General features: G+C 62.4%; 29 protein-coding genes and 1 pseudogene. 15 read left to right on the forward strand and 15 right to left on the reverse strand.

The window, feature by feature from the left end; all coding sequences use genetic code 11:
- Positions 1–111: 111 nt before the first annotated feature.
- The 3 genes from B9A31_RS09020 to B9A31_RS09030 all read right to left on the reverse strand — a co-directional run bounded on the left by B9A31_RS09020 (position 112) and on the right by B9A31_RS09030 (position 2,880).
- Complete coding sequence (locus B9A31_RS09020) at positions 112–348, reverse strand: hypothetical protein (protein WP_016715076.1); 237 nt, start codon at positions 346–348, stop codon at positions 112–114.
- Positions 349–489: 141 nt separating this feature from the next.
- Positions 490–2,547 carry an LTA synthase family protein gene (locus tag B9A31_RS09025; protein ID WP_025754754.1) on the reverse strand — a complete coding sequence of 686 codons (2,058 nt, stop codon included), beginning with the start codon at positions 2,545–2,547 and terminating at the stop codon, positions 490–492.
- A gap of 141 nt (positions 2,548–2,688) precedes the next feature.
- Complete coding sequence (locus tag B9A31_RS09030) at positions 2,689–2,880, reverse strand: PLDc N-terminal domain-containing protein (protein WP_012271091.1); 192 nt, start codon at positions 2,878–2,880, stop codon at positions 2,689–2,691.
- Positions 2,881–3,006: 126 nt separating this feature from the next.
- On the opposite strand from B9A31_RS09030, the gene B9A31_RS09035 reads away from it, so the two are divergent.
- The gene (locus B9A31_RS09035; protein ID WP_019096936.1) at positions 3,007–3,945 is read left to right on the forward strand and encodes a ZIP family metal transporter; all 939 of its coding nucleotides are present in this window, start codon (positions 3,007–3,009) and stop codon (positions 3,943–3,945) included.
- A gap of 62 nt (positions 3,946–4,007) precedes the next feature.
- Here B9A31_RS09035 and B9A31_RS09040 read toward each other — a convergent pair whose 3' ends face one another.
- Together B9A31_RS09040 and B9A31_RS09045 are read right to left on the reverse strand one after the other, a co-directional pair.
- On the reverse strand, positions 4,008–4,538 hold the full coding sequence (locus B9A31_RS09040; protein WP_027609495.1) for a hypothetical protein: 531 nt from the start codon (positions 4,536–4,538) through the stop codon (positions 4,008–4,010).
- Between the two features lie 60 nt (positions 4,539–4,598).
- On the reverse strand, positions 4,599–5,123 hold the full coding sequence (locus B9A31_RS09045; RefSeq protein WP_027609494.1) for an ankyrin repeat domain-containing protein: 525 nt from the start codon (positions 5,121–5,123) through the stop codon (positions 4,599–4,601).
- A gap of 265 nt (positions 5,124–5,388) precedes the next feature.
- Here B9A31_RS09045 and B9A31_RS09055 point away from each other — a divergent pair, with 265 nt between their 5' ends.
- Entirely contained in the window at positions 5,389–5,661 is a 273-nt protein-coding gene (locus B9A31_RS09055) for a DUF3509 domain-containing protein (protein ID WP_016715071.1), read from the forward strand.
- Between the two features lie 60 nt (positions 5,662–5,721).
- Here B9A31_RS09055 and B9A31_RS09060 read toward each other — a convergent pair whose 3' ends face one another.
- The 3 genes from B9A31_RS09060 to aroC form a co-directional block, all read right to left on the reverse strand.
- The gene (locus B9A31_RS09060) at positions 5,722–6,258 is read right to left on the reverse strand and encodes an oxidase (protein ID WP_027609493.1); all 537 of its coding nucleotides are present in this window, start codon (positions 6,256–6,258) and stop codon (positions 5,722–5,724) included.
- Positions 6,258–7,412 (reverse strand): MFS transporter, encoded by a 1,155-nt coding sequence (locus B9A31_RS09065; protein ID WP_027609492.1) that lies wholly within the window; start codon positions 7,410–7,412, stop codon positions 6,258–6,260. The genes B9A31_RS09060 and B9A31_RS09065 overlap by 1 nt, the downstream gene beginning before the upstream one ends.
- Before the next feature lie 75 nt (positions 7,413–7,487).
- On the reverse strand, positions 7,488–8,579 hold the full coding sequence (gene aroC, locus B9A31_RS09070; protein WP_016715068.1) for a chorismate synthase: 1,092 nt from the start codon (positions 8,577–8,579) through the stop codon (positions 7,488–7,490).
- A gap of 175 nt (positions 8,580–8,754) precedes the next feature.
- Between aroC and B9A31_RS09075 the strand changes: the two genes are divergently transcribed.
- Entirely contained in the window at positions 8,755–9,717 is a 963-nt protein-coding gene (locus tag B9A31_RS09075; protein WP_016715067.1) for an alpha/beta hydrolase, read from the forward strand.
- A 65-nt stretch (positions 9,718–9,782) separates the two neighbouring features.
- On the forward strand, positions 9,783–10,565 hold the full coding sequence (locus tag B9A31_RS09080) for a hypothetical protein (protein WP_019096942.1): 783 nt from the start codon (positions 9,783–9,785) through the stop codon (positions 10,563–10,565).
- Positions 10,566–10,614: 49 nt separating this feature from the next.
- On the opposite strand, the gene prmB is transcribed toward B9A31_RS09080, so the two are convergent.
- Positions 10,615–11,523, reverse strand: coding sequence for a 50S ribosomal protein L3 N(5)-glutamine methyltransferase (prmB, locus tag B9A31_RS09085; protein ID WP_016715065.1), 909 nt, complete (start codon positions 11,521–11,523; stop codon positions 10,615–10,617).
- A 180-nt stretch (positions 11,524–11,703) separates the two neighbouring features.
- Here prmB and B9A31_RS09090 point away from each other — a divergent pair, with 180 nt between their 5' ends.
- The 5 genes from B9A31_RS09090 (at position 11,704) to B9A31_RS09110 (ending at position 14,369) form a co-directional block, all read left to right on the forward strand.
- Positions 11,704–12,294, forward strand: a complete 591-nt coding sequence (locus B9A31_RS09090) for a cysteine hydrolase family protein (protein ID WP_016715064.1) — start codon at positions 11,704–11,706, stop codon at positions 12,292–12,294.
- A gap of 86 nt (positions 12,295–12,380) precedes the next feature.
- Complete coding sequence (locus tag B9A31_RS09095; RefSeq protein ID WP_016715063.1) at positions 12,381–12,701, forward strand: hypothetical protein; 321 nt, start codon at positions 12,381–12,383, stop codon at positions 12,699–12,701.
- A gap of 60 nt (positions 12,702–12,761) precedes the next feature.
- A complete protein-coding gene (locus tag B9A31_RS09100; protein ID WP_016715062.1) occupies positions 12,762–13,322 on the forward strand; it encodes a Smr/MutS family protein in 561 nt (186 codons plus the stop codon).
- A gap of 70 nt (positions 13,323–13,392) precedes the next feature.
- Positions 13,393–13,938, forward strand: coding sequence for a GTP cyclohydrolase I FolE (folE, locus tag B9A31_RS09105; protein WP_012271077.1), 546 nt, complete (start codon positions 13,393–13,395; stop codon positions 13,936–13,938).
- A gap of 59 nt (positions 13,939–13,997) precedes the next feature.
- The gene (locus B9A31_RS09110; RefSeq protein WP_027615882.1) at positions 13,998–14,369 is read left to right on the forward strand and encodes a glutaredoxin family protein; all 372 of its coding nucleotides are present in this window, start codon (positions 13,998–14,000) and stop codon (positions 14,367–14,369) included.
- Positions 14,370–14,438: 69 nt separating this feature from the next.
- Here B9A31_RS09110 and B9A31_RS09115 read toward each other — a convergent pair whose 3' ends face one another.
- Entirely contained in the window at positions 14,439–15,041 is a 603-nt protein-coding gene (locus B9A31_RS09115) for a glutathione S-transferase family protein (protein WP_016715060.1), read from the reverse strand.
- Positions 15,042–15,186: 145 nt separating this feature from the next.
- Here B9A31_RS09115 and B9A31_RS09120 point away from each other — a divergent pair, with 145 nt between their 5' ends.
- Entirely contained in the window at positions 15,187–16,377 is a 1,191-nt protein-coding gene (locus B9A31_RS09120; protein WP_016715059.1) for a benzoate/H(+) symporter BenE family transporter, read from the forward strand.
- An 83-nt stretch (positions 16,378–16,460) separates the two neighbouring features.
- Here the strand turns inward: B9A31_RS09120 and B9A31_RS27710 are convergent, their stop codons facing one another.
- The 3 genes and pseudogenes from B9A31_RS27710 to B9A31_RS09130 all read right to left on the reverse strand — a co-directional run bounded on the left by B9A31_RS27710 (position 16,461) and on the right by B9A31_RS09130 (position 19,416).
- The gene (locus B9A31_RS27710) at positions 16,461–17,342 is read right to left on the reverse strand and encodes a methyl-accepting chemotaxis protein (RefSeq protein WP_371257726.1); all 882 of its coding nucleotides are present in this window, start codon (positions 17,340–17,342) and stop codon (positions 16,461–16,463) included.
- Between the two features lie 27 nt (positions 17,343–17,369).
- A pseudogene (locus B9A31_RS27715) lies at positions 17,370–18,401 on the reverse strand (methyl-accepting chemotaxis protein); the annotation flags it as partial.
- A 253-nt stretch (positions 18,402–18,654) separates the two neighbouring features.
- Positions 18,655–19,416, reverse strand: a complete 762-nt coding sequence (locus B9A31_RS09130; RefSeq protein WP_016715057.1) for an SDR family oxidoreductase — start codon at positions 19,414–19,416, stop codon at positions 18,655–18,657.
- Between the two features lie 176 nt (positions 19,417–19,592).
- Between B9A31_RS09130 and B9A31_RS09135 the strand changes: the two genes are divergently transcribed.
- Both B9A31_RS09135 and B9A31_RS09140 read left to right on the forward strand, forming a co-directional pair.
- Positions 19,593–20,594 (forward strand): NADP-dependent oxidoreductase, encoded by a 1,002-nt coding sequence (locus B9A31_RS09135; protein WP_019096945.1) that lies wholly within the window; start codon positions 19,593–19,595, stop codon positions 20,592–20,594.
- 165 nt (positions 20,595–20,759) lie between these two features.
- On the forward strand, positions 20,760–21,785 hold the full coding sequence (locus B9A31_RS09140) for an acyltransferase (RefSeq protein WP_081717269.1): 1,026 nt from the start codon (positions 20,760–20,762) through the stop codon (positions 21,783–21,785).
- Positions 21,786–21,878: 93 nt separating this feature from the next.
- Here B9A31_RS09140 and pyrF read toward each other — a convergent pair whose 3' ends face one another.
- Positions 21,879–22,580 carry an orotidine-5'-phosphate decarboxylase gene (gene pyrF / locus B9A31_RS09145; protein ID WP_019096946.1) on the reverse strand — a complete coding sequence of 234 codons (702 nt, stop codon included), beginning with the start codon at positions 22,578–22,580 and terminating at the stop codon, positions 21,879–21,881.
- Between the two features lie 180 nt (positions 22,581–22,760).
- Between pyrF and B9A31_RS09150 the strand changes: the two genes are divergently transcribed.
- Positions 22,761–22,928 (forward strand): DUF2897 family protein, encoded by a 168-nt coding sequence (locus B9A31_RS09150; protein WP_003252762.1) that lies wholly within the window; start codon positions 22,761–22,763, stop codon positions 22,926–22,928.
- A 223-nt stretch (positions 22,929–23,151) separates the two neighbouring features.
- Here the strand turns inward: B9A31_RS09150 and B9A31_RS09155 are convergent, their stop codons facing one another.
- Positions 23,152–23,487, reverse strand: coding sequence for a ComEA family DNA-binding protein (locus B9A31_RS09155; RefSeq protein WP_025754748.1), 336 nt, complete (start codon positions 23,485–23,487; stop codon positions 23,152–23,154).
- 688 nt (positions 23,488–24,175) lie between these two features.
- Here B9A31_RS09155 and wecB point away from each other — a divergent pair.
- The gene (gene wecB, locus B9A31_RS09160; RefSeq protein WP_025754747.1) at positions 24,176–25,318 is read left to right on the forward strand and encodes a non-hydrolyzing UDP-N-acetylglucosamine 2-epimerase; all 1,143 of its coding nucleotides are present in this window, start codon (positions 24,176–24,178) and stop codon (positions 25,316–25,318) included.
- The gene (gene wecC, locus B9A31_RS09165; protein ID WP_019096948.1) at positions 25,315–26,577 is read left to right on the forward strand and encodes a UDP-N-acetyl-D-mannosamine dehydrogenase; all 1,263 of its coding nucleotides are present in this window, start codon (positions 25,315–25,317) and stop codon (positions 26,575–26,577) included. Before wecB ends, wecC begins: the two co-directional genes overlap by 4 nt.
- Positions 26,578–26,582 lie beyond the last annotated feature (5 nt).

The following is a 26,582-nucleotide window of genomic DNA, read 5'->3' on the forward strand; positions in this document are numbered from 1 at the left end:
CCAGGCAGTTCGAGCTGATGCAAGACGCGAATTGAAGCGGTGCCAACCCGCAGAATAGGCGGCACCTTCCAGTAGCGTAGTGCCTGCAAAGGCGCCACGCAAACGTGTGTATCAGGGTGCTTCGTGAATGCTGGTGATAGTCACGCCGCTATGTTCTTTCAGCCAGCGGGCGGTGGGGGAAATGGTGCGGTCCTGGAAGTCGTTGAGGTCCAGCTCGTCCATCACCGGGAACAGGTGCGAACGGATGGCCCGCGCGGCGTCCTCTTCGCTGGGACAGTGCTCGGCCCGCAGGGTCATGGTGGACGGTTCGCCTTTCTGATCGGCAAAGATGACTTCCCACGCTTTCATTGAACGAGCCCTCTCAATTCAAGAACACCAGTTGGGTGATGCCTGAATAACTGACCTTGGGGCTGGGAGAATGTTCAGTCTGCGCTGGTCTCTTCGCGGCTTTAGCCGCGAATGGGCCGCAATGCGGCCCATATAGCAGCGTTACTTCGGTGTGCCGTGCACCACGCCAGCGGTGTTATCCAGCAAGCTCTTGGTCGCGGTCTGAATGTACGCTTCGAGCTTCTTGAGCATTTCTGGCTGGTCCGGGCTTTCGATCAGCTCAGCCTTGAACTCGCTGCCCAGCTGGTAGCGGTACATGCGCGGGCTCATGTCCTTGGACTCGATCAGGATGCGGTCGCCCTGTACCAGGCCAACGATCTGCTCGCTGCCCGACGGCTTGATCATGCCCACACCCTGGTCGCCTTCAGGCAGGTTGAGCAGGTCGCGGCCCCAGCACTGGTGACGGGTCTGGCCACCCAGGCGGCCCATGATGGTCGGCACGATATCGACCTGGGTACCCACGGTGTGATTCACCGCACCGAATTTCTCCTGAATGCCCGGGGCAATCAGCAGCAGCGGTACGTTGAAACGGCCCAGGTCCAGCTCGGTGACCTGCTGGTGGTTGCCGAAGCCATGGTCGCCGACGATGACGAACAGGGTTTCCTTGAAGTAGGGCTCTTTACGCGCCTTCTCGAAGAACTGGCCAAGCGCCCAGTCCGAATAGCGCATGGCGGTCAGGTGCTCATCCAGGCGGCCCTGGCCGGTGACCTTCTCGACCGGCAGGTCTTTCGGCAGCGCGTAAGGCGTGTGGTTGGACAGCGTCTGCAGCAGCGCGTAGATCGGCTTCTTGCCGTCGTGCTTGGCCAGTTCCTCGTTGCCGCGGTCGAACATATCCTGGTCGGACACACCCCAGGTCGGGTCGGAGAACACCGGGTTGACGAAGTCGTTACGGCCGATGAAGGTGGTCATGCCCTGGTTTCCGAAGAACCCGGACTGGTTGTCCCAGGCAAAGTCGCCGTTGTAGACGTACACATCGTCGTAGTCGCGGGCGCTGAGCAGGGCCGGCAGGCCAGACAGCTTGTGGCCGCCTTCCGGGGTTTGCATCAGGTACTCGAAGCCTGGCAGGTTGGGGAAGCAAGCCATGGTGGCGAACATGCCCTGGTGGGTATGGGTGCCGTTGGAGAAGAAGCGGTCGAACAGCAGGCCTTCTTTGGCCAGCTTGTCGAAGTACGGGGTAATGTTGTTGGGGCTGCCCAGCGCGCCCACCGAGTGGCCGGCAAAGCTCTCCATCAGGATCACCACCACGTTCTTGATCGGCAAGGTGCGGTCAGCTGGCGGCACGAAGTCGCGACGGATGGCAGCCTCGTCGGCATCGACCAGGGTGTCGTTGGCGGTCAGCAGCTGTTCGCGCACGCTTTGCGTGGCCACGCTCTGCTCCAGCACCGGCTTCCAGATGTTGGCGCGGTCTTCGCCGAAGCGGCTCTTGGCGGCATCGATCAGGGTCAGGGTGCCGTTCAGGCCCAGCTGGTTGACGAAGTTGGAGTCGGTGGTGAAGGCATCACCCCAGCGCATCGGCGGCCCTTGGCGCAGGGTGCCACGGGCAGCGACCACGGCCACCAGCAAAATCACCATGAACACCGCCAGGCGGTTGTACCACGGTGCAACGCGCTGCACGCCCTCACCCCGGGTGGCACGGTCAATACCCTTGAACAGCAGGCTCAACAGCCAGGTGCCGAAGGCCCAGGCCAGCAGGTAGCGCACCACCGGGAAGCCGTACCAGAGCATGCTCATGACGGTTTTCGGGTCTTCCTTGATGTACTGGAACACCAGGCCGTTGAGGCGCTGGTGGAACTCGCGGTAGAAGTCCATCTCCATCAGGCCGAGGAACATCACCACGCTGGAGGTGAGGGTCAGCCAGAAGCGGAACACGCCACGCCGGGCCATGGCCCAGGGGCTGAGTATCGCCAGCAGCAGCGGGATGCTGAGGTACACCACCACCCGAAGGTCGAAGCGCAAACCGTTGAGGAAGCCTTCGGCTACCGTGGAATACGGCGTATCGCCGACCATGTCACTGTTGTAGACCAGCAGCGCCAGGCGCACCAGGCTGAGCATCAGCATGATCACCAGGCCACTGAGCAGCGTGTAGGCCAGGTGGGATTTCAGGGTCGGCGAAAACGACGTTCGCGCGCCCTGTTGCTTCAAGGCGTCCGTGTTAGCCATGAATGGGAAGGTCCTAGGATTGCGGTTTGCGAAGAGGCGCTGGCGCTAGGCCAACGCAGCATTGTGCGGGTGCGGATTCTGTTTAAACCAATGTGAAAATTTTGTCACTGGGGTGTTGCGGGTTTTGTCTGTGCCGGCCTTTCAGATGCGCACATTCCCCCGCGGCCCCGCGATGGCCCAAATCACCAGGCCCACCACCGGCAGCAAAGCGATCAGCAAGATCCACAACACTTTGATGCCCACCTCGCTGCCACTCTTGATCACATTGAGGATGGCCCAGATATCCAGCGCCAGAATGATCAGCCCTACCAGGCTATTGAATGTCGACCCCATGCTAAAACTCCTGTCAAAAGGCTTTGCTGCACAGCATAGTCAGCTATCGCGCCGATAGAAGCGAATCCTTGGCGGCTGGCGCAGGTCTCTGAGTAGACTGCCTGTATTCATTGATTCGAGGTTCGTATGCCCTCCGCCCATACGCAAAGCGCCACCCCACCCTCACTGCTGAACGCCTGGCGCCAGCAGGCCGTGAACACCCCCTGGCTCAGCGCCGGCCTCGGTCTTAGCCTGCTGGCGGTGGTCGTGCTGCTGGGCGCCAGCGTGTGGAACGCGGTAAACGGCGACCACGCCGACAACCTGCACCTGGCCGTGTTGGGCGGATTGTCCGGCTTTGGGGCTACCGCTCTGGGCGCTGTGCTGGCGGTGGTGCTGCGCGATGTCAGCGCCCGCACCCAGGACGTAATGCTGGGCTTTGCCGCCGGCATGATGCTGGCGGCCAGTTCGTTTTCGCTGATTCTGCCGGGCCTGGATGCCGCGCGTGAAATTACCGGCAACGGCCCGGCTGCGGCCTTTACCGTGGTGCTGGGCATGGGGTTGGGCGTGCTGTTGATGCTGGGCCTGGACCGCTTCACCCCGCACGAGCATGAAAGCACCGGCCCCTGCGGCCCCGAAGCCGAGCGCATCAGCCGGGTGTGGCTGTTCGTGCTGGCGATCACCCTGCACAACCTGCCTGAAGGCATGGCCATTGGTGTGAGCTTCGCCAATGGCGACATGAGCATCGGCTTGCCGCTGACCAGCGCTATTGCCATTCAGGACATCCCTGAGGGGCTGGCCGTGGCCCTCGCCCTGCGTGCCACCGGGTTGTCGAGCCTGAAGGCGGCGCTGGTGGCTGTAGGTTCGGGGCTGATGGAGCCACTGGGGGCGGTGATCGGGCTGGGGATTTCCACAGGCTTTGCCCTCGCCTATCCAATCAGCATGGGGCTGGCGGCGGGGGCGATGATCTTTGTGGTCAGCCACGAAGTGATCCCGGAAACCCACCGCAACGGGCACCAGACGGCGGCGACCCTGGGGTTGATGGGTGGGTTTGCGGTGATGATGTTTCTGGATACGGCGTTGGGCTGAAGTTTCACGTTGCCTGTACTGGCTTCTTCGCGGGCTCGCCTGCGAAGAGGCCATAGGCGAACTCAAATGTGGACGGCGACCTTCAGGGCTTCCAAAGCCGGCTCGACCTTGATACCCACCTCTGCCCCCAACTCCAGCACCCGCGCCAGGTCGTTCTGCCCCACCATCACCATCTGCAGCTCGTCATCCAGCAACTGGCTGAAGTTCAGCAGCACATAACCCCCAGCCTCTTTGTTCAACGCCCCCATCTGCACCTGAATGCGGTTGAGCGCGGTCAGTGGCTCGGTACGGGCCAGCTGCTTGGACTTGAGGGTGAACGGCACACTGTTGTCGAAGGAGTCGCTGATCTGCTGGAACAGGTCCTGGTAGCTGTCGGCCTGGAATACCACGGTGTCCGGCAGGCTGCCCAGCACAACCCATTCACCCAGCGGGATCGGGAACGTGTCGTCGTAGTTGATATCGGGGTTGGCAACCAGGAAAGCAGCCGGGTCGGCATAGGCCTGGGCGGCCTCGTCGGCGATGCGCTCGATGTCGGCCTCGCGCATGCAGCCAGCGCCAATGAGGCTGATGAATTCGAGCAACTGAGTTTTCATGAAAGGGGGCCTGCGACGGGTGAAAAGTCGCCAAGGATAGCCGCAAATGTCCCCAGGTGGTTAGCCGGCCAGCGTTTGCAGGCGGGCGGCGGCGTCTACGGCCCCCATGGTTTGCGCCGCCATCAGCGCAGTGGCGCCACGGGCATCCTGGCGCGCCGGGTCGGCGCCTTGGGCCAGCAGGTAGTCGAGGATCTCGCTGCGATTGAACATGGCCGCCAGCATCAACGCCGTGCGCCCGTCCTGCGCAGCGGCGTCCACAGGGACGCCGTGCTCAAGCAACAACCGGATCATCGCCAGGTCCCCCTTGAAGGCGGCCCCGGCGATAGGCAGCTGGCCGTTGTCGTTGGCAATCAACGGGTCGGCACCGTGGGCCAGCAGCACGCGCACTGCTTCGTGGTGGCCGTGGTAGCTGGCCAGCATCAGCAGGGTATCGCCCTTATGGTTGCGCAGGTTGGCCGGCAGGCCGCTGGCAAGCAGGCGCTCAAGCATTTCGGCATCGCCCTGGCGGGCACGTTCGAATACCTGCTCGGCGAATGCGGCGGTTTCGTCGTCGGTCATGGTGGCGGGGGCGGTCTGGCGGGTCATCGGAACCTCCTGGCATAAATGATTGCCCAAGTGTTTGTCAGGCACGCCAGTGCGGTCAAAGGTTCAGTTTCTATGGGGCCGATAGGCAATGCCTGACTCGTGCAAAATGCACTGTGCAAAATGCATGACCATGCAACCTGCACGGCGACACCTTCGTAGAGTATCCGTAAAACCCTGATTTTACTGGATTTTTTATGAAACTCAGACCTGGCACGGTCGCTGCAAATATCTACTCATGTCTGCCACACCACAGCCAGGAGTTGATATGGACCTCATCCAGCAAAAGTTCGTCTCGGTATTTTCTGCTTATCAGGTCAATACCCAGGCCCGTCCCGATGGCGGCGTGCTGCTGACCCTGCGCGCAGCCGATGGCAAGGTTACCCGCCGAGTGCTGACCTATGCGCAACTGCACAGTGCCGAGCAGCTGTCATGGGCGATCAGTGCCATTCGCCGTGACCTGGCTGAACAGGCTAGCGAATTGCCGGTGATTTCGATGTTGCAGAGCCAGCAGCGGTTTGCCCTGCCGACCTACCGCTGAGGTTTGTGTTGCTTTGCCGGTCTCTTCGCGGGCAAGCCCGCGAAGAGACCGGCAAAGCAACTACAACTCGTCAATCCCCAGAAACACCCGCGCAGTCACATCCCCGGTAAACCGCGCCTGCGCACCCCGCTCGCTGCCATACAACCGCAGCGCCAGGCAAAACGGCGTCCCCCCCAGCTCCACCCAGCGCCGCGTCCCCGCCGGCACCACCAACTGGTCACCCTTCTCGCACAGCACCGAATACACCTGATCGCCCAAACGCAGGCCAACCTGCGCACGGCCGCTGACTACGGCAAATACCTCTTCGGCGTCATGCACATGTTCATCGCGCACATCGACCTGCGCCGGGTCTTCACCGTCGCGGTTCAACAGCACGAATGCCTTGCTGCCATGCGCCGTCATCAACTGATCCAGATGCTCACGGCATGCGTCCAGCACCTCGCCTTCAGCCGTACCAGGGCGCACCCGCAAGCCATGCCCGGCGTGCACAAAACGCACGCCCTGCTCGGCCAGGGTGGCGACGATATCGTCGTGGTGCGTCAGCACCTTGTTCGGCAGTTCCGGGCTGGCGGGGTGGAAAACACTGAGAATGCTCATCAGGGGCGGGTCCTGGTCGGTTGCGAACAAAGGGCAATGATAACGGCTGCGGCCAAGGCTGCGGCACTGGCCATACCAAAGGTGAAGGTGGGGCCCAGCAGTTTCCAGCTGTAGCCCGAATACAACGCCCCCAATGCGCCCCCGGTACCCGACAGTGCCGCATACAGCGCCTGGCCCTGGCCTTGTTGGCGAGCGCCGAAGCTGGCCTGCACGAAGGCGATGCTGGCGGCATGGAAGCAGCCAAAAGTGGCCGCATGCAGCAACTGGGCAAAGATCAATACGGCAGGCTCACCTGCCAGGTTGCCCAGCAACAGCCAGCGTACGGCCGCCAGCAGGAAACTGGCCAGCAACACCCGCTGCACGCTGAAGCGGGCGAACAGGCGGCTCATGACCATGAACATCAGCACTTCGGCCACCACCCCCAGCGCCCACAGCAAGCCGATGGCACCACGGCTGTAGCCCAGGTGCTCCAGGTGAAGGGTCAGAAACGTGTAGTAAGGCCCATGGCTGAGCTGCATCAGCGCCACGCAAGCGTAGAACGCGACCACCCCGGGGGCACGCAGCTGCTGCAAAAAGCCACCGGCGCTGCTGCGCTCACCTTGCTCCACCGGCTGGGCATTGGGTACCCACAGGCTCGCGGCGACAATGCCGGCCATGATGGTGACCAACGCCACCGGGTAGATGTCCAGGCTCAGCCATTCGAACAGGCGGCCCAGGCCGACCACGGTCAGGATGAAGCCGATCGAGCCCCACAGGCGCACCTGGCTGTAGCGGGACGTTTGCCCGTGCAGGTGGGCCAGGGTAATGACCTCGAACTGGGGCAGTACCGCGTGCCAGAAGAACGCGTGCAAGGCCATTACCAGCGCCAGCCACGCGTAACTTTTGCCGAAGAAGATCAGGGCGAAGGTGGCCAGGGTGCACAACGCCCCCAGGCGCACGATGAGCAGGCGCTGCCCGGTGCGGTCGCCCAGCCAGCCCCACAGGTTGGGGGCAACGCAGCGCATCAGCATGGGGATGGCCACCAGCTCGCCGATGCGTGCCGGGGAGAAGCCCAGGTGGTCGAAGTACAGCGCCAGGAAGGGGGCGGTGGAGCCTAGCAGAGCGAAGTAGAAGAGATAGAAGCTGGACAGGCGCCAGTAGGGGATCGGGGGCATGGGTTCAGCCAATCATGTTGTTACATGCACCTGCCTCTTCGCGGGGGTGCCCGCGAAGAGGCAGGTGCAAGTGAATCAGAGCTGGCCCAGCACCGGGGTATTCACTTTTACATCAGCATTCTGCGCACGGTGACGCAGCAGGTGGTCCATCAGCGCGATGGCCATCATCGCCTCGGCGATCGGCGTAGCGCGGATGCCCACGCACGGGTCGTGGCGGCCTTTGGTGATGACGTCCACCGGGTTGCCGTCGATGTCGATCGAACGGCCCGGGGTGGTGATGCTGGAGGTCGGTTTCAGCGCCAGGTGAGCAACGATCGGCTGGCCCGAGGAAATGCCACCCAGGATGCCGCCGGCGTTGTTGCTGAGGAAGCCTTCCGGGGTCAACTCGTCACGGTGTTCGGTACCACGCTGGGCAACGCTGGCAAAGCCGGCACCAATTTCCACGCCCTTGACCGCGTTGATGCTCATCAGCGCGTGGGCCAGTTCTGCGTCCAGACGGTCGAAGATCGGTTCGCCCAGACCCGGCATCACGCCTTCGGCCACCACGGTGATCTTGGCACCCACCGAATCCTGGTCCCGGCGCAGCTGGTCCATGTAGGCCTCGAGCTCCGGTACCTTGTCCGGGTCGGGGCTGAAGAAAGCGTTCTGCTCCACCGATTCCCAGGTCTTGAACGGGATTTCGATCGGGCCCAGCTGGCTCATGTAGCCACGCACGGTAATGCCCTGGGTGGCCAGGTATTTCTTGGCAATGGCACCGGCAGCCACGCGCATGGCGGTTTCGCGGGCCGAGCTGCGGCCACCACCACGGTAGTCGCGGATGCCGTACTTGTGATGGTAGGTGTAGTCGGCGTGGGCCGGGCGGAACAGGTCCTTGATGGCCGAGTAGTCCTTGGACTTCTGGTCAGTGTTGCGAATCAGCAGGCCGATCGAACAGCCCGTGGTACGGCCTTCGAACACGCCAGAGAGGATTTCCACCTCGTCGGCTTCCTGACGCTGCGTGGTGTGCCGGCTGGTGCCGGGCTTGCGCCGGTCGAGGTCGTGCTGCAGATCGGCCAGGGAAATCTCCAGGCCCGGCGGGCATCCATCGACAATGGCGACCAACGCCGGGCCATGGCTTTCGCCAGCGGTGGTGACAGTGAACAGCTTGCCGTAGGTATTGCCGGACATGGACGCTCCGCGAGTTCTGCCTGAGGTGAACGAAAGCGGCAGTATACAGATGGTTTGCTCGCCTGTGCTGGCCTCTTCGCTGGCTGGGCCGCGAAGAGGCCGAGCCAGCCTTGCACTGCCAGAGAACCTTCCCACGAACATTAGGTCAAAGCTGCATCTCCCCATGTAGTACTGCATGATGTCGCGCCTCGTCGCCCTGCTCTTCCTGCTGTGCACCAGCCTGGCCCAGGCCGCCGCCCCCACCGTGCTGCAACGCCCCATCGACCTGGACACCGGCCAGGGCGTGCTGCACGGCAGCCTGCTGTTGCCGCAACAGGCCACGCCGCCGCCTGTGGTGCTGATCATCGCCGGCTCCGGCCCCACCGACCGCGATGGCAACAACCCGGCGTCGGGCCGGGTCGACAACCTCAAGCGCCTGGCCCTGCTGCTGGCCAACGAGCACATCGCCAGCGTGCGCTACGACAAACGCGGGGTGGCCGCCAGCCAGCCGGCCACGCCTGACGAGCGCGACCTCAGCGTGGAGCGCTATGTAGCGGATGTGGTCGCCTGGAGCCACAAGCTGAAAGCCGACCCCCGCTTCGGCCAGCTGATCCTCGTAGGCCACAGCGAAGGCGCGCTGATCGCCAGCCTGGCCGCCGAGCAGGCAGGTGCCAGTGCGGTGATCACCCTGGCCGGCAGTGGGCGACCGCTGGCCGAAGTCCTGCGCGAACAGCTGGCCCGTCGCCTGCCACCAGCGCAACTGGCCGGGGGCAGCGCCCTACTCGATCGCCTGCAAGCCGGGCAGACCAGCCTGGAAGTGCCCGCGCCGCTGCGCCAGGTGTTCCGCCCCAGCGTGCAGCCGTATCTGATTTCGCTGTTTCAGCAAAACCCGGCAGCCGCCTTTGCCCGCCTGCCCATGCCCGCCTTGATCGTGCAAGGGCGCAACGATGTGCAGGTGGATGTGGCCGATGCCGAACGGCTGAAGGCAGCCAAGCCGGATGCGCAGCTGGTGCTGATCGACGGCATGAACCACATGCTGCGCATCAGCCCCAAAAGCATGAGCCAGCAGCGCGACAGCTACCTCAACCCAGAACTACCGCTGGCACACGAGCTGGGTGAGCGGATTGTGACGTTCATCCAGCATTTGCCTTCCGCGTAACGTAATCGGGCTCAGGTCCTTGGCAAGCCTGCCGATACAGCAGGCATAGCCGAGGACTTGCCCTGATGACAATCGCCCCCGCCGCCGAAGAGCCGGCCGAAGAGCCCCAGCCAAGCGCCGCCCTGCCTTGGGCCGACCTTGCCGCCGAACATTTCCAGCTACTGCGCCTGGCAGCCCTGCCCACAGACCGCAGCACCGGCGCGCGGCCGCTGCGCTTTGTGCAGTTCGGCTATGCCGAACGCCACGACAAGGCACACAGCCTGTTGCGCATGGAAATCCAGCTGCCCGGGCAGAAAGTGCACAAAGAGCAGAACCGCCTGGACATCCGCGTCGACCATGCCGAGCGCCTGGTACGTATCGGCAATGAACATGGCCTGCAACTTGAACCGGTGAACCGTGGTATCGGCCGCTTCATGCTGGCCCAGGCCGTGCAGTGGCTGCAGCGCAAGTGGTCGCACTATCGGGTGGAGGGCATGGCGCTGCCGAGCAAGGATGCGTTGAACGAGGACTCGCGCCTGCGCCGTGACCACTGCTTGCGCGGGGTGGGTATCGAGGTGGAGTACGAGGACAGCCAGCATTTGAAGGGCCGTACCGTGGACATGACCGTGGGCCAGCTCAAAGCCGCCTGGAGCAGCGAGCGACTGCAGCGAGTGGAGATTCTGGATGCCGCCAACCTGCTGCAGCAGGCCGACCAGCAGTTGCAGGAAAAGGAAGGGCAACTGCGCGAGCGTGATGAGCGGGTGGCCAAATACCAGCGCGAAGACGGCGGGTTGCGCTTTACCATTACCTGTCTGGTGGCGTTTGCGGTGTTTCAGGCGGGATTGTTGATCTGGATCGCCACCCGCTGAGACCGCGTGAGCCGATGGAGATTGGGGCCGCTTTGCGGCCCCAAATGGCTCAGACCCGGGCTTTGAACAGCTCCTGATGCTGGCGGCACTGCTCAGCGGTCAGCATGAACACCCCATGCCCGCCGCGCTCGAACTCCAGCCAGGCAAAGTCCACCTCAGGGTACAGCGCCTCGACATGCACCTGGCTGTTGCCCACCTCGACAATCAGCAAGCCCTTGTCAGTCAGATGGTCTGCCGCTTCGGCCAGCATGCGCCGCACCAGGTCCAGGCCATCGTTGCCGCAGGCCAGGCCCAGCTCGGGCTCGTGGTGGTACTCGGCCGGCATGTCGTCGAAGTCTTCGGCATCGACATACGGCGGGTTGGACAGGATCAAGTCGAAACGCTGCCCCGGCAGGCCGCCAAAGCCATCACCCTGCACGGTGTACACGCGGCCGTCGAGGCCATGGCGTTCGATATTCTGGTTGGCCACCTCAAGCGCCTGGAACGACAGGTCGGCCAGCACCACCTCGGCCTCGGGGAACACGTCGGCAGCTACGATGCCGATGCAGCCCGAGCCGGTGCACAGGTCGAGAATGCGCGCAGGCTCGCTGGCCAGCCACGGTTCGAAGCGTTTTTCGATCAGTTCGCCAATGGGTGAACGCGGTACCAGTACCCGTTCGTCGACGATGAACGACATGCCGCAGAACCAGGCCTCGCCCAGCAGGTAGGCGGCAGGCACGCGCTCTTCAATGCGGCGTTTGAGCAGGTGCTGCAGGCGTACCCGCTCGTCGTCCTCGAGCATGCAGTCCAGGTAGCTGTCGGCCACCTCCCATGGCAGGTGCACCGCACCCAGCACCAGCAGGCGGGCCTCGTCCCAGGCGTTGTCGGCACCGTGGCCGAAGAACAGGTCGTGCTCGTGGAAGCGGCTGACCGCCCAGCGGATGTAGTCGCGCAGCGTGCGCAGACGGGATGTGATCACGGGGTACTCCTATTTCAGACCGGACAAAAGTCTAACAGCCCCACCCGCACATTTGTTCCTTTGCCTCACCCAAAGGCTAGCCACAGGCCAGTAACCATGCCGCTTGCGTTGTCAACCATTCCCATTGGCGCCAAGGCAGGGGACAATAGGTATACAAAAGCCCTATCCAAGGAGCCCTTGATGTCCGTTCCAACCACGATGTTCCGCCTCACTGGCCGCGACTACCCGCCGGCCAAGCTGAGCCACGCCAGCCTGATCATCATCGATGCGCAAAAGGAGTACCTCAGTGGTCCCCTGCAGCTGTCGGGCATGGACGAGGCCGTGGCCAACATCGCCAGGTTGCTCGACGCCGCGCGCAAAAGCGGCCGTCCGATCATCCATGTACGCCACTTGGGCACTGTCGGTGGCCGCTTCGACCCACAGGGCCCGGCCGGCCAGTTCATTCCGGGGCTGGAGCCCCAGGAAGGCGAAATCGTCATCGAAAAGCGCATGCCTAACGCGTTCAAGAACACCAAACTGCACGAAACCCTGCAGGAGCTCGGCCACCTGGACCTGATCGTCTGCGGTTTCATGAGCCACTCCAGCGTCAGCACCACCGTGCGCCGCGCCAAGGACTATGGTTACCGGTGCACCCTGGTGGAAGACGCCTCGGCAACCCGCGACCTGGCCTTCAAGGACGGGGTAATCCCGGCCGCACAGATCCACCAGTGCGAAATGGCCGTAATGGCCGACAACTTCGCTTGCGTGGCCCCCACCGCCAGCCTGATCTAAGGGGCTGGGCACGACCGCCCGGCAGCCGGGCGGAACCCGATGGGCGGCAGCAGGTCGAATTCCGGATATCCACAGAGGAGAGCGGAATGAAGCTTAAAGGCAGTTTCGACGCCAAGCGCCTGCGCCCGCGCCAACCGCGTAACTGGGGCGCCCGCCTGGCGGCCGGCCTGTCGGCCCTGCTGGCGACCTTGGGCGTACTGCTGGCCATGGCCGGTGTTGCCGGCCTGCTGGGCAATTACCCTGCCCTGCAAGAACTCAATGCCAACAAGCCGCTGTCCAGCATCCTCACCGGGGCTGGCTTGCTGCTGTTGTGGCTGGGTGTGCGGTTTTGGCGGCGTAGCCGTATTCGCTTGCGTCGCGGGCGGGAGTTGAACCTGTCGCCACACCTGATGAAGAAGCATGATTGATGGCTTGGTATCACCTGCGCCCCACAGTCGCGTAAACTACGCCGCCAACGTGGAGGCATCATGCAAGACGACGATTTTTCCCTGTTCAAGGCCGAAGTGCGCGGCGTAAAGCAAATCCGCCACGACCGTGCCGAAGTCGGCAAGCCCAAGGCCGACCGCCAGCAGCTGGCTGGTCTTCGCCAGGCAGCGACAGTGCGCAGTGACAAGGCTCTGGTGATCGACGGCATGTCCGATCAGTTCGTTATCGACGTTGGCGCTGAAGACGAGCTGATGTGGCGCCGCGACGGCGTGCAGGAAGGCCAGTTGCGCAAGCTGAAACTGGGGCAAATTCCGTTCGAAGGCAGCCTCGACCTGCACGGCATGACCGTGGAAAAGGCCCGCGAAACCCTGTGGGACTTCATCGCCGAAGCCACCAAGCTGGAAGTGCGCTGCGTGCGGGTGACCCACGGCAAGGCTGCCCGCCTGGACGGCAAGCGTCCGATGATCAAGAGCCACGTCAACACCTGGCTGCGCCAGCACCCGCAGGTGCTCGGTTTTGCCTCTTGCAGCGCCCGCCACGGCGGTACCGGCGCGGTGTATGTGATGCTAAAGCGAACCATGCTCGAAGGCCGCGACGAGTAACGCCGCGCTTGCAGCGCCGCCCTCACCGCCGTACCCTTCGTTTTTGCGATTTTTTCCCACAGGTAGATCCATGTCCCTGGAACAGAACTACACCGAGATCCTCAGCCAGATTGGCGAGGACGTCTCCCGTGAGGGCCTGCTCGACACGCCCAAGCGGGCTGCAAAGGCGATGAAGTACCTTTGCCGCGGTTATGAGCAAACACTGGAAGAAGTCACCAACAACGCTTTGTTCAGCTCTGACAACAGCGAAATGGTGCTGGTCCGGGACATCGAGCTGTATTCGATGTGCGAACACCACATGCTGCCGTTCATCGGCAAGGCACACGTTGCCTACCTGCCCAAGGGCAAGGTACTGGGCCTGTCCAAGGTTGCGCGTATCGTCGACATGTACGCCCGCCGCCTGCAGATCCAGGAAAACCTCAGCCGCCAGATCGCCGAGGCCGTGCAGCAGGTAACCGGTGCCGCCGGTGTGGCCGTGGTGGTCGAAGCCAAGCACATGTGCATGATGATGCGCGGTGTCGAGAAGCAGAACTCGACCATGATCACTTCGGTGATGCTGGGTGAGTTCCGCGAAAACGCCGCCACCCGCAGCGAGTTCCTCAGCCTGATCAAGTGATTGGCTGCTGACCCCAAGCCGACCCTGCCGGGTCGGCTTTTTCATTTCAGGAGTTGCCCATGATCGTCAAAGCCCTGCGGGTTGGCCTCGGCCAGCTCATCGTGTTCGGCGACTGGATCAGCCGCCCGGCCAAGCGCAAACGCGACGCCGCCGCCCAGGCCCGCGTCGAGCAAGCGGCCAAGGGCCTGGCGCTGTACCAGTTCCACGCCTGCCCGTTTTGCGTCAAGACCCGCCGCACCCTGCACCGGCTGAACGTGCCGGTGGCACTGCGCGATGCCAAGAACGACCCGGTGCACCGTCAGGCCCTGCAAGAGGGTGGCGGCCGGGTGAAAGTGCCGTGCCTGCGCATCGAAGAAGGCGACAAGGTGACCTGGATGTATGAATCCAAGGCCATCATTGCTTATCTGGATGAGCGCTTTGCTTCCATCTGATGGCTTGTAGTTTTCCTGTACTGGTCCTTTCGCGGGCTGGCCCGCGAAGAGGCCGGTACAGGCTAAAGATCAGCCCACCATCGGCACATGCCGCGGGTGGCTGCTGACGCGTTCCAGCCAGGCCCTTACTGCCGGGTAATCGGCCAGATCGAACCCGCCCTGATGCGCCACATGGGTATAGGCATACAGCGCCACATCGGCAATCGAATACTGCTCACCCACCAGATACGGCGTCATCTGCAACTGCCGCTCCATCACCTTCAGCGCCTTGTAACCGCCCTTGTGCAGCTTGCGGTACTCCTCCAGGCGCTCATCCGGCAGCCCCAGGTAGAACTGGATAAACCGGGCCACGGCAATGTACGGCTCATGGCTGTACTGCTCGAAGAACTGCCACTGCAGCACCTGGGTACGTAGACGCGGCTCGCTGGGCAGAAACTCGCTGCCATCGGCCAGGAAGTTGAGAATGGCATTGGACTCCCACAAGTAACTGCCATCTTCCAGCTCCAGCACTGGCACCTTGCCATTAGGGTTCATCGCCAGAAACTCGGGCGTTTCGGTCTCGCCCTTGAGGATATCCACCGGGTGCCATTCATACGGCCGGCCCAGCAGGCTCAACATCAGCTTGACCTTGTAGCAGTTGCCCGACTGGTAGTCGCCATAGACCTTGTACATTGCCCCTCCCCTTCCAAGCAGTTTCGCATTTGTGCCCAATAGTTGGCGACTGTACGGCTAAAAGCAATGGCCGCTGTATGGCAAGGATCAACCTTGCGCGCTGTAGTCTGAAAAAACTGCTTACACCTTTACAAGGACTTTGTTCATGACCGATGCCACCTCCGCACGCCTGCGGCCCCTGGCAGACAGCTCCCCGTCGGCGGTCGTCGCCGGCTTTATCGCCATGCTCACCGGCTATACCAGTTCGCTGGTGCTGATGTTCCAGGCTGGCCAGGCAGCCGGGCTTACCACTGCACAGATTTCGTCCTGGATCTGGGCGCTTTCAATCGGCATGGCGGTGTGCAGCATCGGCCTGTCACTGCGTTACCGCACACCGATCACCGTCGCCTGGTCCACCCCCGGTGCCGCCTTGCTGATTACCAGCCTGGGCGGCGTGAGCTATGGCGAGGCCATTGGCGCCTACATCACCTGCGCCGTGCTGGTGCTCATCTGCGGCCTGACCGGCAGCTTCGAGCGCCTGGTCAAACGCATCCCGGCTTCGCTGGCCTCGGCGCTGCTGGCGGGTATTCTGTTCAAGATCGGCAGCGAAATTTTCGTTGCCGCGCAGCACCGCACGTTGCTGGTGCTGGGCATGTTCTTCAGCTACCTGCTGGTCAAGCGCCTGTCGCCGCGCTACTGCGTGCTGGCCGCGCTGCTGGTGGGCACTGCGTTATCCGGGGCCCTGGGCCTGCTCGACTTCAGCGGCTTCCAGCTGGAAGTGGCCAAACCGGTATGGACCACGCCGAGCTTCTCGCTGGCAGCCACCATCAGCATTGGCATTCCGCTGTTCGTGGTAGCGATGACCTCGCAAAACATGCCCGGCGTGGCTGTGCTGCGCGCCGACGGCTACCAAGTGCCGGCCTCACCACTGATCTCGGCCACCGGCTTTGCCTCGCTGCTACTGGCACCCTTCGGTTCGCATGGGGTCAACCTGGCGGCGATCAGCGCGGCGATCTGCACGGGGCCGCATGCCCATGAAGACCCGGCCAAGCGCTACACAGCAGCAGTGTGGTGCGGGATTTTCTACGGTATTGCCGGGGTGTTCGGCGCAACCCTGGCGGCGTTGTTTGCGGCACTGCCGAAGGAGCTGGTGCTGTCGATTGCCGCCTTGGCGCTGTTTGGTTCGATCATGAACGGGCTGACCGTGGCCATGAGCGAGGCGCGTGAGCGGGAGGCGGCGTTGATCACCTTTATGGTCACGGCTTCGGGGCTGACACTGTTTTCGATTGGCTCGGCGTTCTGGGGGATTGTAGCGGGGGTGGTGACCTTGATGATCCTCAACCCGCGTCGGGTATGACGGTAGATTGGCGTTAGGGTTGAGATCGAGCGCCGCGCGGGCGGCGCTCGATTTCAGAACCAACAAAAATCCCAAGACCAACACTACAACCTGAAATGCCCCACCATCCCTTTCAAATCCTTACCCAACTGCGCCAGCTCCACACTGGACCTAGCATTGTCCTGCATCGCCAACGCCGCCTGGTCCGCGCTACCGCGAATCTGCGTCACGCTACGGCTGATTTCTTCCGCCACCGAACTCTGCTGCTCGGCCGCTGCGGCGATCTGCTGGTTCATCTGCTGAATCAACGAAACCGCCGACGCAATGCTGCCCAGCGCGCTCTCGGTCTGTAGCGCATCTGCCACCGCCAGGCGCACCAGTTCGGTACTGCCGCGAATCTGCGCCACCGACTGCTGGGCGTTGCCACGCAGGCTGGCGACCAGTGTCTCGATCTGCTCGGTAGACTGCCGGGTACGCCGCGCCAACGCGCGCACTTCATCGGCCACCACGGCAAAACCACGCCCCTGCTCACCCGCACGGGCGGCCTCGATGGCAGCATTGAGCGCCAGCAGGTTGGTCTGCTCGGCCACACTCTTGATCACTTCCAGCACATCGCCAATGGTGTGGATTTCGGCACTGAGGCTGTCGATACCGGCACTGGCCGTTTCTGCCGCAGACGCCAGCTGCTCGATGCGCTGCATGCTCTGGCGCACCACTTGTTGCCCCGACTCGACCTTGTCGTCCGCAGCCTGGGCCGCCTGCGCCGCTTCCTCGGCATTGCGTGCCACATCGTGCACGGTGGCGGTCATCTGCTGCATGGCGGTGGCCACCTGTTCGGTTTCCTCTTTCTGGCTGCCCACCTCGCGGTTGGTCTGCTCGGTCACTGCCGACAACGCCTGGGCATTGCCCGCCAGTTGTTCGATACCTTGCTGCAAGCCACTGACAATACCCGACAGGCCCGCCGCCATCTGCTGCATGGCCTGCATCAGTTGCCCCACTTCGTCGCGACGCGGCGCCTGGGCGTCGAACCCCAACTCGCCAGCGGCAATGCGCTGGGCACGGGCGATCACATGCTTGAGCGGGCCGACGACCGCACGGGTAATCAGCCAGGCTGCCAGCAAGCCGACAACCAGCGCCAACGCCGTGGCCAGGCCAATAGCTATGGCATTGCGCTGCAGCTCACCCTGCAGCACCTGCTCCTGGCCCAGATAAGCCTGGTCGACCCGACCGGTGACTTGCTCGGCGCTGGCTTGCAACTGGGCTTTGAGCCCCTGCTCACGGGCCAGCTGGTCGGTGTATTCGTTGAGTTTTTCCGAGAAGCTGCCAATGTGCCCCGCCACCTCGCCCAATACACTCTGGTAGCCGGCATCACTGACCGTACCCTGCAACTGGCCTACCAGGCTGGCGGCCTCCACTGTCTGGGCAATACGCTCCTGGCTTACGCCCTCTTCGCCTTTGCGGCTTTTTTCCAGGCGTACCCGTGCTTCGTCCATGGCCTGCAACATCAACCGCGACACCTGCGCCACCTGCGCAGCCTGCTCCAGAAACTCGCCGCCCTGCTGGCCCTGGGACTGTTTGAGGGTGTAGACACCGTCATCGGCCAGGCCGGCCTGCAGCACATCGAGGTTATTGGCCACGCTGGACACCGACCAGCTGGCCATGTCCAGTGCCAGCTCCTTGGCCTGCACGGCCTCCACAAAGGCCTCGAAAGCCTGGCCGTAGGCTGTCAGGTCGCTTTGCGCCGCCGCCAGCGACGGCAAGCCACGGGCGCGCTCGGCAAGGCCCTGGAGGCCGTTGCGCAAAGCCTCGGCCTGCTGGATGTCGGAGCGCAAGGCAAACGCCTGCTCGTGCTGGCGCAAGCGCAGCAGGTCGGTATTGAACTGCGCCAACTGGCGCAAACTGCCGAAGCGCTGGCCAACGCTGTGCAAGGCAGCAATGCCGATGGCCGCCACTGCCAGGGTAAGTACCAGCACCAGGGCAAAGCCCAAGCCGAGTTTGCGGGCCATGCCCAGGTTGGCCAGCACACCGTGCTTGCTCGCGCCCATCGCCGACTCCCCTTCTGCGTGTAAGGTTATCCCGAGGGCCAAGGGTGGCAACGTTGCCAACCGATGAACAAGGGCCTGGCGTCAGAATAGTGTCAAATAGCTATGAGCGTGTCGTTTTCAGCTTGGCAGAGGTCGCCCTGCATGCCAGAGGAAAGCCTGAACGCGGGAATCCTGCCCGTAAGCGACATTGATACGCAGCCAGGTTGCTGGCCTCGCCATGGTAATCAACGGCGCTGCCAGGCACAGTATCGGCTCAGATCGCCGTCGCCCCACCATCCACTGTCAGGCAATGTCCGGTGGTAAACGCCGCGCCGTCGCTGCACAGGTACAACACGGCGCTGGCAATTTCCTCGACCTTGCCGATCCGCCCCACCGGGTGCATGGCGGCGGCGAACTCGGCCTTGCGCGGGTCAGCCTCGTAGGCACGGCGGAACATGTCGGTGTCGATCACTGCCGGGCAAACGGCGTTCACGCGGATGCCCTTCTTCGCGTACTCGATGGCCGCCGACTTGGTCAGGCCAATCACCGCATGCTTGCTGGCACTGTAAATGCTCATCTTCGGCGCCGCCCCCAATCCCGCCACCGAAGCGGTATTGACGATTACCCCACCGCCCTGGGCCAGCAACAAGGGCAGCTGGTATTTCATGCACAACCACACGCCCTTCACATTCACGCCCATGATGGCATCGAACTCGGCCTCGCTACCCTCGGCCAGGCGGTTTTGCTCTATCTCGATGCCGGCATTGTTGTAGGCGTAGTCCAGCCGGCCGTAAGCGGCAATCAGCCGCTCATGCAACTGACGCACCTCGGCGTCGCGGGTAACGTCGCAGGCAATGAACAGCCCGTCGCCGCCCGCCGCGTGGATCAGCGCCACGGTGGCTTCGCCGCCAACCGGGTCGAGGTCGGCTACCACCACTTTCAGGCCCTCACGGGCGAAAGCCAGGGCAGTTGCCCGGCCGATACCGGCGGCGGCGCCGGTAACCAGGGCCACCTGGCCAGAAAAGGTCATGCTCATCGCGTGCTCCTGTGAGGGTTGGCTGGGATGCAGAGCATAGTCAGCCACGTCAGGACCGGGCAGCATCATCACACCAACGGTTGGGCTACCATGCTTGTCAGTGATGTTACGGACCTACCTACATTAACAAGGTAGATTGAACGCCTGACTCCCTCCACAGCCCACAAGGACCCGCCATGACCCAGACCAACCGCCGTTTCCTGCTCGCCAAACGCCCGGTCGGCGCTGTGCGCCGTGATGACTTCAACTTCGAGAGCGTACCCACCGAACAACCCGGCGAAGGCCAGGTGCTGGTGCGCAACCTGTACCTCTCCCTGGACCCGGCCATGCGCGGCTGGATGAACGAAGGCAAGTCTTACATCCCGCCGGTGGCCCTGGGCCAGGTGATGCGTGCCCTGGGCGTGGGTGAGGTGGTCGCCTCCAACCACCCCGCCTTCAAGCCGGGCGACCATGTAAGCGGCGCCCTTGGCGTGCAGGACTACTTCACCGGCGAACCCCAGGGCCTGCACAAGATCGACCCCAACCTGGCGCCCCTGCCCCGCTACCTGTCGGCACTGGGCATGACCGGCATGACCGCCTATTTCGCCCTGCTGGACGTCGGCCAGCCCAAGGCCGGCGACACCGTGGTCATTTCCGGCGCGGCCGGTGCGGTGGGCAGCATTGTCGGGCAGATCGCCAAGGTCAAAGGCTGCCGTGTGGTCGGTATTGCCGGCGGCGCCCAGAAATGCCAGTACCTGAAGGACGAACTGGGCTTCGACGGGGTGATCGACTACAAAGCCGAAGACGTGCTGGCCGGCCTGAAACGTGAATGCCCCAAAGGTGTGGACGTGTACTTCGACAACGTGGGCGGCGACATCCTCGATGCCGTGCTGACCCGCATCAACTACAAGGCCCGTATCGTGATTTGCGGCGCCATCAGCCAGTACAACAACAAAGAGGCCGTCAAAGGCCCGGCCAACTACCTGTCGCTGCTGGTGAACCGTGCGCGCATGGAAGGCTTTGTTGTGATGGATTACAGCAAGGATTACGGCAAGGCCGCGCTGGAAATTGCCGGGTGGCTGGCCAGCGGGCAGGTGAAGAGCAAGGAGGATGTGGTGGAGGGGCTGGAGACGTTCCCCGAGACACTGCTGAAGCTGTTCAGTGGGGAGAACTTTGGCAAGTTGGTGCTGAAGGTCTAACGCTGGAAAAGCCTGCGCCGCCCCCTGCAGGAGCGGCGCAGGCTCTGAAACCGGGTGTCAGCCCCCGGTTGTGGCACTTTCGCCGCTTGCAGTTTCCCCCGCCCGCCCTACATTCAGGCATCCACAGACACCCATTACGCAGGGCAGCGATAAGGTGGGCAACCCATGCAGCATCCCTTGAATGCCGGACTCGACTTTTGCAGGATCGCCGCCTGTTTCATGGTGATACTGCTTCACATCGCATCAGCCGGGGCAATGCAACTGGATGACAACTGGATGTCCTCCAACATCTACAACTCCCTGGTCAGGTCTTGCGTCCCCCTGTTCCTGATGCTGTCTGGCGCCCTGCTGCTTGACCGGGCAGAGGGTGCAATCACGTTCTACCAGAAACGCTTTGTGCGCATACTGCCGCCGCTGCTCTTCTGGTCGGTGTTCTATGCGCTGTGGCGGACTACTCTGGGCACCGGGTACGGCAGCATGTGGCAAGCGGCAGTGGCCATGCTCCACGGCCCTGTCTACTACCACCTCTGGTACCTGTACGCGATCATCGGCATCTACCTGTTCATGCCGTTCATGGCCAAGGTCTACCAACATTGCGGGCTGCAGGAAAAGCGGGTGTTCCTGAGCCTGTGGCTGGTGATCAGTTGCCTGCTGCCCACCGCCGCACAGTTCAGCCCGGCGCTGGCCAACATGGTGCATACCTATGAGCTGTTTTCGTTCATGGGGTATGCGGGCTACGCGTTTCTGGGGGCTTATGTGTTTGAACAGATTCGCCAGCACGGCCCAGGCAACAACTGGGTAAATCTGGGCGGATTCGCCATCAGCGGCCTTCTGACCGCCGCCGCCACGCATGCCATGTCCATGCTGCAAGGCGAGCCCAACCAGATTTTCTATTCCTACGTATCTCCGTTGGTGGTGCTGGCCGCCATCTTTGCTTTTCGCCTGCTGCTTGCGCTGGGTGGCCAACTGGTACAGCACAGCAAGCTGCTGGCCGAGCTGTCAGGTTGCACGTTGGGGCTGTACTGCTTGCACGTGTTCATCATGAACCGGGCCAGCCTCCTTTATGGTCCGCTGATCGAGGGGCATTCGCTGGCGTGGTTGATACCGTTGCTGGCAGTGGCTGTGTTTCTGCTGACATGGGTACCGATCTACTTGCTCAGGCTGTTCAAGCCAGTGCGCGTCGTAATCTGACCGCGGCTGCCGATGAGGGGGGGCAAACCCTGTCGGCGGCCAATAAAAAAGGCCAGCACACAGGTGCGGGCCTTTCTGTGACACACAGGCTACTTACCCGCGAATCTCCGCCACCACCGCAGCCAGCGCTTGCGCCGGGTCTGCCGCTTGGCTGATCGGCCGGCCGATCACCAGGTAATCAGACCCTGCATCCAGCGCCTGACGCGGGGTGAGGATACGGCGCTGGTCATCCTGCGCACTGCCTGCTGGGCGAATACCCGGGGTCACCAGTTGCAACGACGGGTGCGCAGCCTTCAGCGCCGGGGCCTCCAGCGCCGAGCACACCAAACCGTCCATGCCAGCCTTCTGCGCCAATGCCGCCAGGCGCAGCACCTGCTCTTGCGGGTCGATATCCAGGCCGATACCGGCCAGGTCTTCACGCTCCATGCTGGTCAGCACGGTCACGCCAATCAGCAATGGCTGTGGGCCGCTGCGCTTGGCCAGTTCTTCACGGCAGGCGGCCATCATGCGCAGGCCACCGGAGCAATGCACGTTCACCATCCATACACCCATCTCGGCGGCTGCCTTGACCGCCATGGCGGTGGTGTTGGGAATGTCGTGGAACTTGAGGTCCAGGAACACTTCGAAGCCCTTGTCGCACAGGGTTTCGACAATGCCCGAAGCGCTGCTGGTGAACAGCTCCTTGCCAACCTTCACCCGGCACAGCGCAGGGTCAAGCTGGTCAGCCAGCTTCAGGGCGGCCTCACGGGTAGGGAAATCCAGGGCGACGATCAGGGGCGTCTGGCAGGCGGACATGGGCAGGGTCTCTTGGCAAGTCGAAAACGGCACGCATTGTAAACGAAGTGACGCAGGCTTTGGGGCCCACGGGTCACGGAATTGGCCCGGCGGTGGCTGGCTCCTATAATTGAACCAATGGAACGGGCTACTGCTCAAATTTCGTACAAGCAATGCTCCCCCCGTTTAAGGAGAACGACAATGCCCTGGTATGCCTGGCTGATCCTCATCATAGCCCTCGGCTCCATCGTCGGTGGCCTGATGATGCTGCGCGACACGGCAAAAAAACTGCCCCTCACCGAAGAACAATTGCGCAAGGTGCATGAGCGCAATGCCGAAGCGGATGCGAAGGATGCGCAGGACCGGTAAAAGGTTAAAGCAATGGGTTAAAAACCATGATGACGGGCATTTTTTTGACGCCCGCAAAAGCAATGGCTAAATCATTGTTTTATTGCATTTTTATTACCAGTAGCCTTGCCCTCTCGATATAAAAAGCCGCCCCTGCATAAATCACCCACTCGAATACGAAAGTGGTGATCGCAGGAGCGGCCTTATGCCGCCACGGGCTGCAAAGCAGCGCTTGCCGCCCCCCTTACTCCACCATCACCTTATCCCGGTTGCGCTCCAGCAACGCATTCCCGATCCCTTTTATCTCCAGCAGCTCATCCACCGAAGCGAATGGCCCATTGGCCTCACGGTAGGCCACGATGGCCTCGGCCTTGGCCTTCCCGATGCCGTTCAGCTCCTTCTGCAAGGTCAGTGCATCAGCCTTGTTCAGGTCCAGCCGTGGCGCCTCTTGCGCCTGCATCTGGGCCACAACCGGCACCGGCTCTGGCACCGCCGTGGCACTGGCAGGTGCCGCGCTAAGGGAGAACGACAGGGTGGCGAACAGCGGCAGCAGCAGGTACGACAGAACGTTGTTACGCATGAGTGAACACTCCTTGGGTTGGTCATTTTCCAGCAGCCGTTTTCCTTCGGCTGCGCAAACAACCCTAGCGGTTCTGCCACTTTGCAGACAGGCTCTTGGCGAGGTTAATCGTTACCGAATCAAACATTAAAAAAACCAACTTCGACCACCCAAAAATGATGGCGTTAAGCCATGTTTCGAGTTAACTTCATGAAAAAAAAGCGATAGCAAATCGCCGCTAGGTAAATTCCCGTTTAACCTGGCTTTCATTCAGACCAAAAGCGGTTGTTTTTCCTACAAGCCTTGCCGGACAAGGCCCCCACCCGTTCGTCGCATACGATAGTTATATTGACTTCGTTGGCATGATGTCTGTATGGCATCAAACAATCGTTTTATCCGATATATATAACCAATATCGGATCCAATCTCTAGATACTTATGGGCAAATTCGCTCGATCGGGGGAAAAAAACGTGCCAGACGGGATGCCATATTGATGACAAAATGATAAATTCGCGGCCATAGGACAGCCGCTTCGCTTGAAGGATCCGAGCAAAATGAAATTTTTTTCACCCCCCCCTCACTGGCCCTGCCCGATTTCGGTCGTGCTGCGCCAGCCAGGCCCCCCTCGGCCGACCTGAGCAACACCCGGATCCTCGCGTTTAGCAGTCGTTCCAACCGCCTTCACTCAATACACAGAAGACCGTCGCCGTGTCCCTCAAGACCCTCATCGTATTTGGCACTCGCCCAGAAGCCATCAAAATGGCACCACTGGCCCTCACCCTCGCCCAGGACGACCGTTTCGAGTCGCGCGTCTGCGTAACCGGCCAGCACCGCCAGATGCTTGACCAGGTACTGGAGCTGTTCGAGATCACGCCCGACTACGACTTGAACATCATGAAGCCAGGCCAAGACCTGACCGACGTGACCACTGCCATTCTGCAGGGCCTGAAGCCTGTGCTGGCCGAGTTCAAGCCCGACGTGGTGCTGGTGCACGGCGACACCGCTACAACGCTGGCCACCAGCCTGGCCGCCTACTACCAGCAGATTCCGATCGCCCACGTGGAAGCAGGCCTGCGCACCGGCAACCTGTACTCGCCATGGCCGGAAGAAGGCAACCGCCGCCTGACCGGCGCCCTGGCCGCCCTGCACTTCGCGCCAACCTCCACCTCGCAGGACAACCTGCTGCGTGAAGGCACTGACGCCGCGACCATCTACACCACCGGCAACACGGTGATCGACGCGCTGCTGGAAGTCGTCCGCAAGCTGGAAAGCCCGGCCCTGAAAAACCAGTTCGAAGCCCAGTTCAGCTTCCTGAACCCTGAACGCCGCATGGTGCTGGTCACGGGCCACCGCCGCGAAAACTTTGGTGGCGGCTTCGAGCGCATCTGCCAGGCGCTGGTAGACACCGCGCGTCAATTCCCTGACGTGGATATCGTCTACCCGGTGCACCTCAACCCGAACGTGCGCGAACCGGTGAACCGCCTGCTGGCCGACGTCAACAACATCCACCTGATCGAACCGCTGGACTACCTGCCGTTCGTCTACCTGATGACCCGCTCGTACCTGATCCTCACCGACTCCGGCGGCATCCAGGAAGAAGCCCCTGCCCTGGGCAAGCCGGTACTGGTCATGCGTGACACCACCGAGCGCCCGGAAGCCGTGGCTGCCGGCACCGTCAAGCTGGTGGGTACGGATGTGGAATCGATCACCGAGAACCTGGCAAAACTGCTCACCGACGATGCGACCTACCGCGAGATGAGCTTCGCCCACAACCCCTACGGCGATGGAAAAGCGTGCGCGCGAATCCTCGACGCACTTTCCGCATTCTCTAACTCCAAGGACGCAGCATGAGCTTCAACAAGATTTCCGTCGTAGGCCTGGGCTACATCGGCCTGCCAACCGCCGCCGTTTTCGCCGCCCGCAAAAAGCACGTGATCGGTATCGATGTGAACCAGCACGCGGTCGACACCATCAACCGTGGCGAAATCCACATCGTCGAGCCTGAGCTGGACATGGTGGTTCACGCTGCCGTAACCGAAGGCTACCTGCGCGCCTCCACCGTGCCAGAAGCTGCCGACGCCTTCCTGATCGCCGTGCCGACCCCGTTCATGGATGACCACCAGCCGGACCTGAGCTACATCGAGTCCGCCAGCAAGGCCATCGCGCCCGTGCTGAAAAAAGGCGACCTGGTCATCCTGGAGTCCACCTCCCCGGTCGGTGCCACCGAGCAGATGGCCTTCTGGCTGGCACAAGCCCGCCCGGACCTGAGCTTCCCGCAAACCCACGGCGAAGCCTCCGACATCCGCATTGCCCACTGCCCTGAGCGCGTACTGCCAGGCCACGTGCTGCGCGAGCTGGTAGAAAACGACCGCATCATCGGCGGCATGACCAAGAAGTGCTCGGAAGCGGCTGTACGCCTGTACCGTACCTTCGTTGAAGGCGAGTGCATCGTCACCAATGCCCGCACTGCCGAAATGTGCAAGCTGACCGAAAACAGCTTCCGTGACGTGAACATTGCCTTCGCCAACGAGCTGTCGATCATCTGCGACAAGCTGGACATCGACGTGTGGGAGTTGATTCGCCTGGCCAACCACCACCCACGCGTCAACATTCTGCAGCCTGGCCCGGGTGTTGGCGGCCACTGCATCGCGGTAGACCCATGGTTCATCGTCAGCCAGACCCCAGAGCAGGCTCGCCTGATCCGCACTGCCCGTGTGGTCAACGACAGCAAACCTGAGTGGGTGATCGACAAGGTCAAGATGGCCCTGGCCAACTTCCTGATCAAAAACCCGGGCAAGTCGGCCCAGCAAGTGAAAATCGCCTGCTACGGCCTGGCCTTCAAGGCCGACATCGACGACCTGCGCGAAAGCCCGGCCCTGAGCATCGCCGAGCGCCTGGGTAACGAGCTGGAAGCCACCCTGCAGCTGGTCGAGCCAAACATCGAAGCCCTGCCGCAGCGCCTGGCGCGCCACGAGCACGTGGAATTCGACTTTGCCCAGGACAGCGCCGACATCCACGTGCTGCTGGTGAAGCACCGCGAATTCCGCGGCACCTTCAACGTACGCGACGCGGCCTTTGTGATCGACGCAGCTGGCGTTACCCAGGCCTGATGGAC

Origin of the sequence: Pseudomonas sp. URIL14HWK12:I5, assembly GCF_900176445.1 — a bacterium.
Taxonomy (GTDB): Bacteria; Pseudomonadota; Gammaproteobacteria; order Pseudomonadales; family Pseudomonadaceae; genus Aquipseudomonas; species Aquipseudomonas monteilii.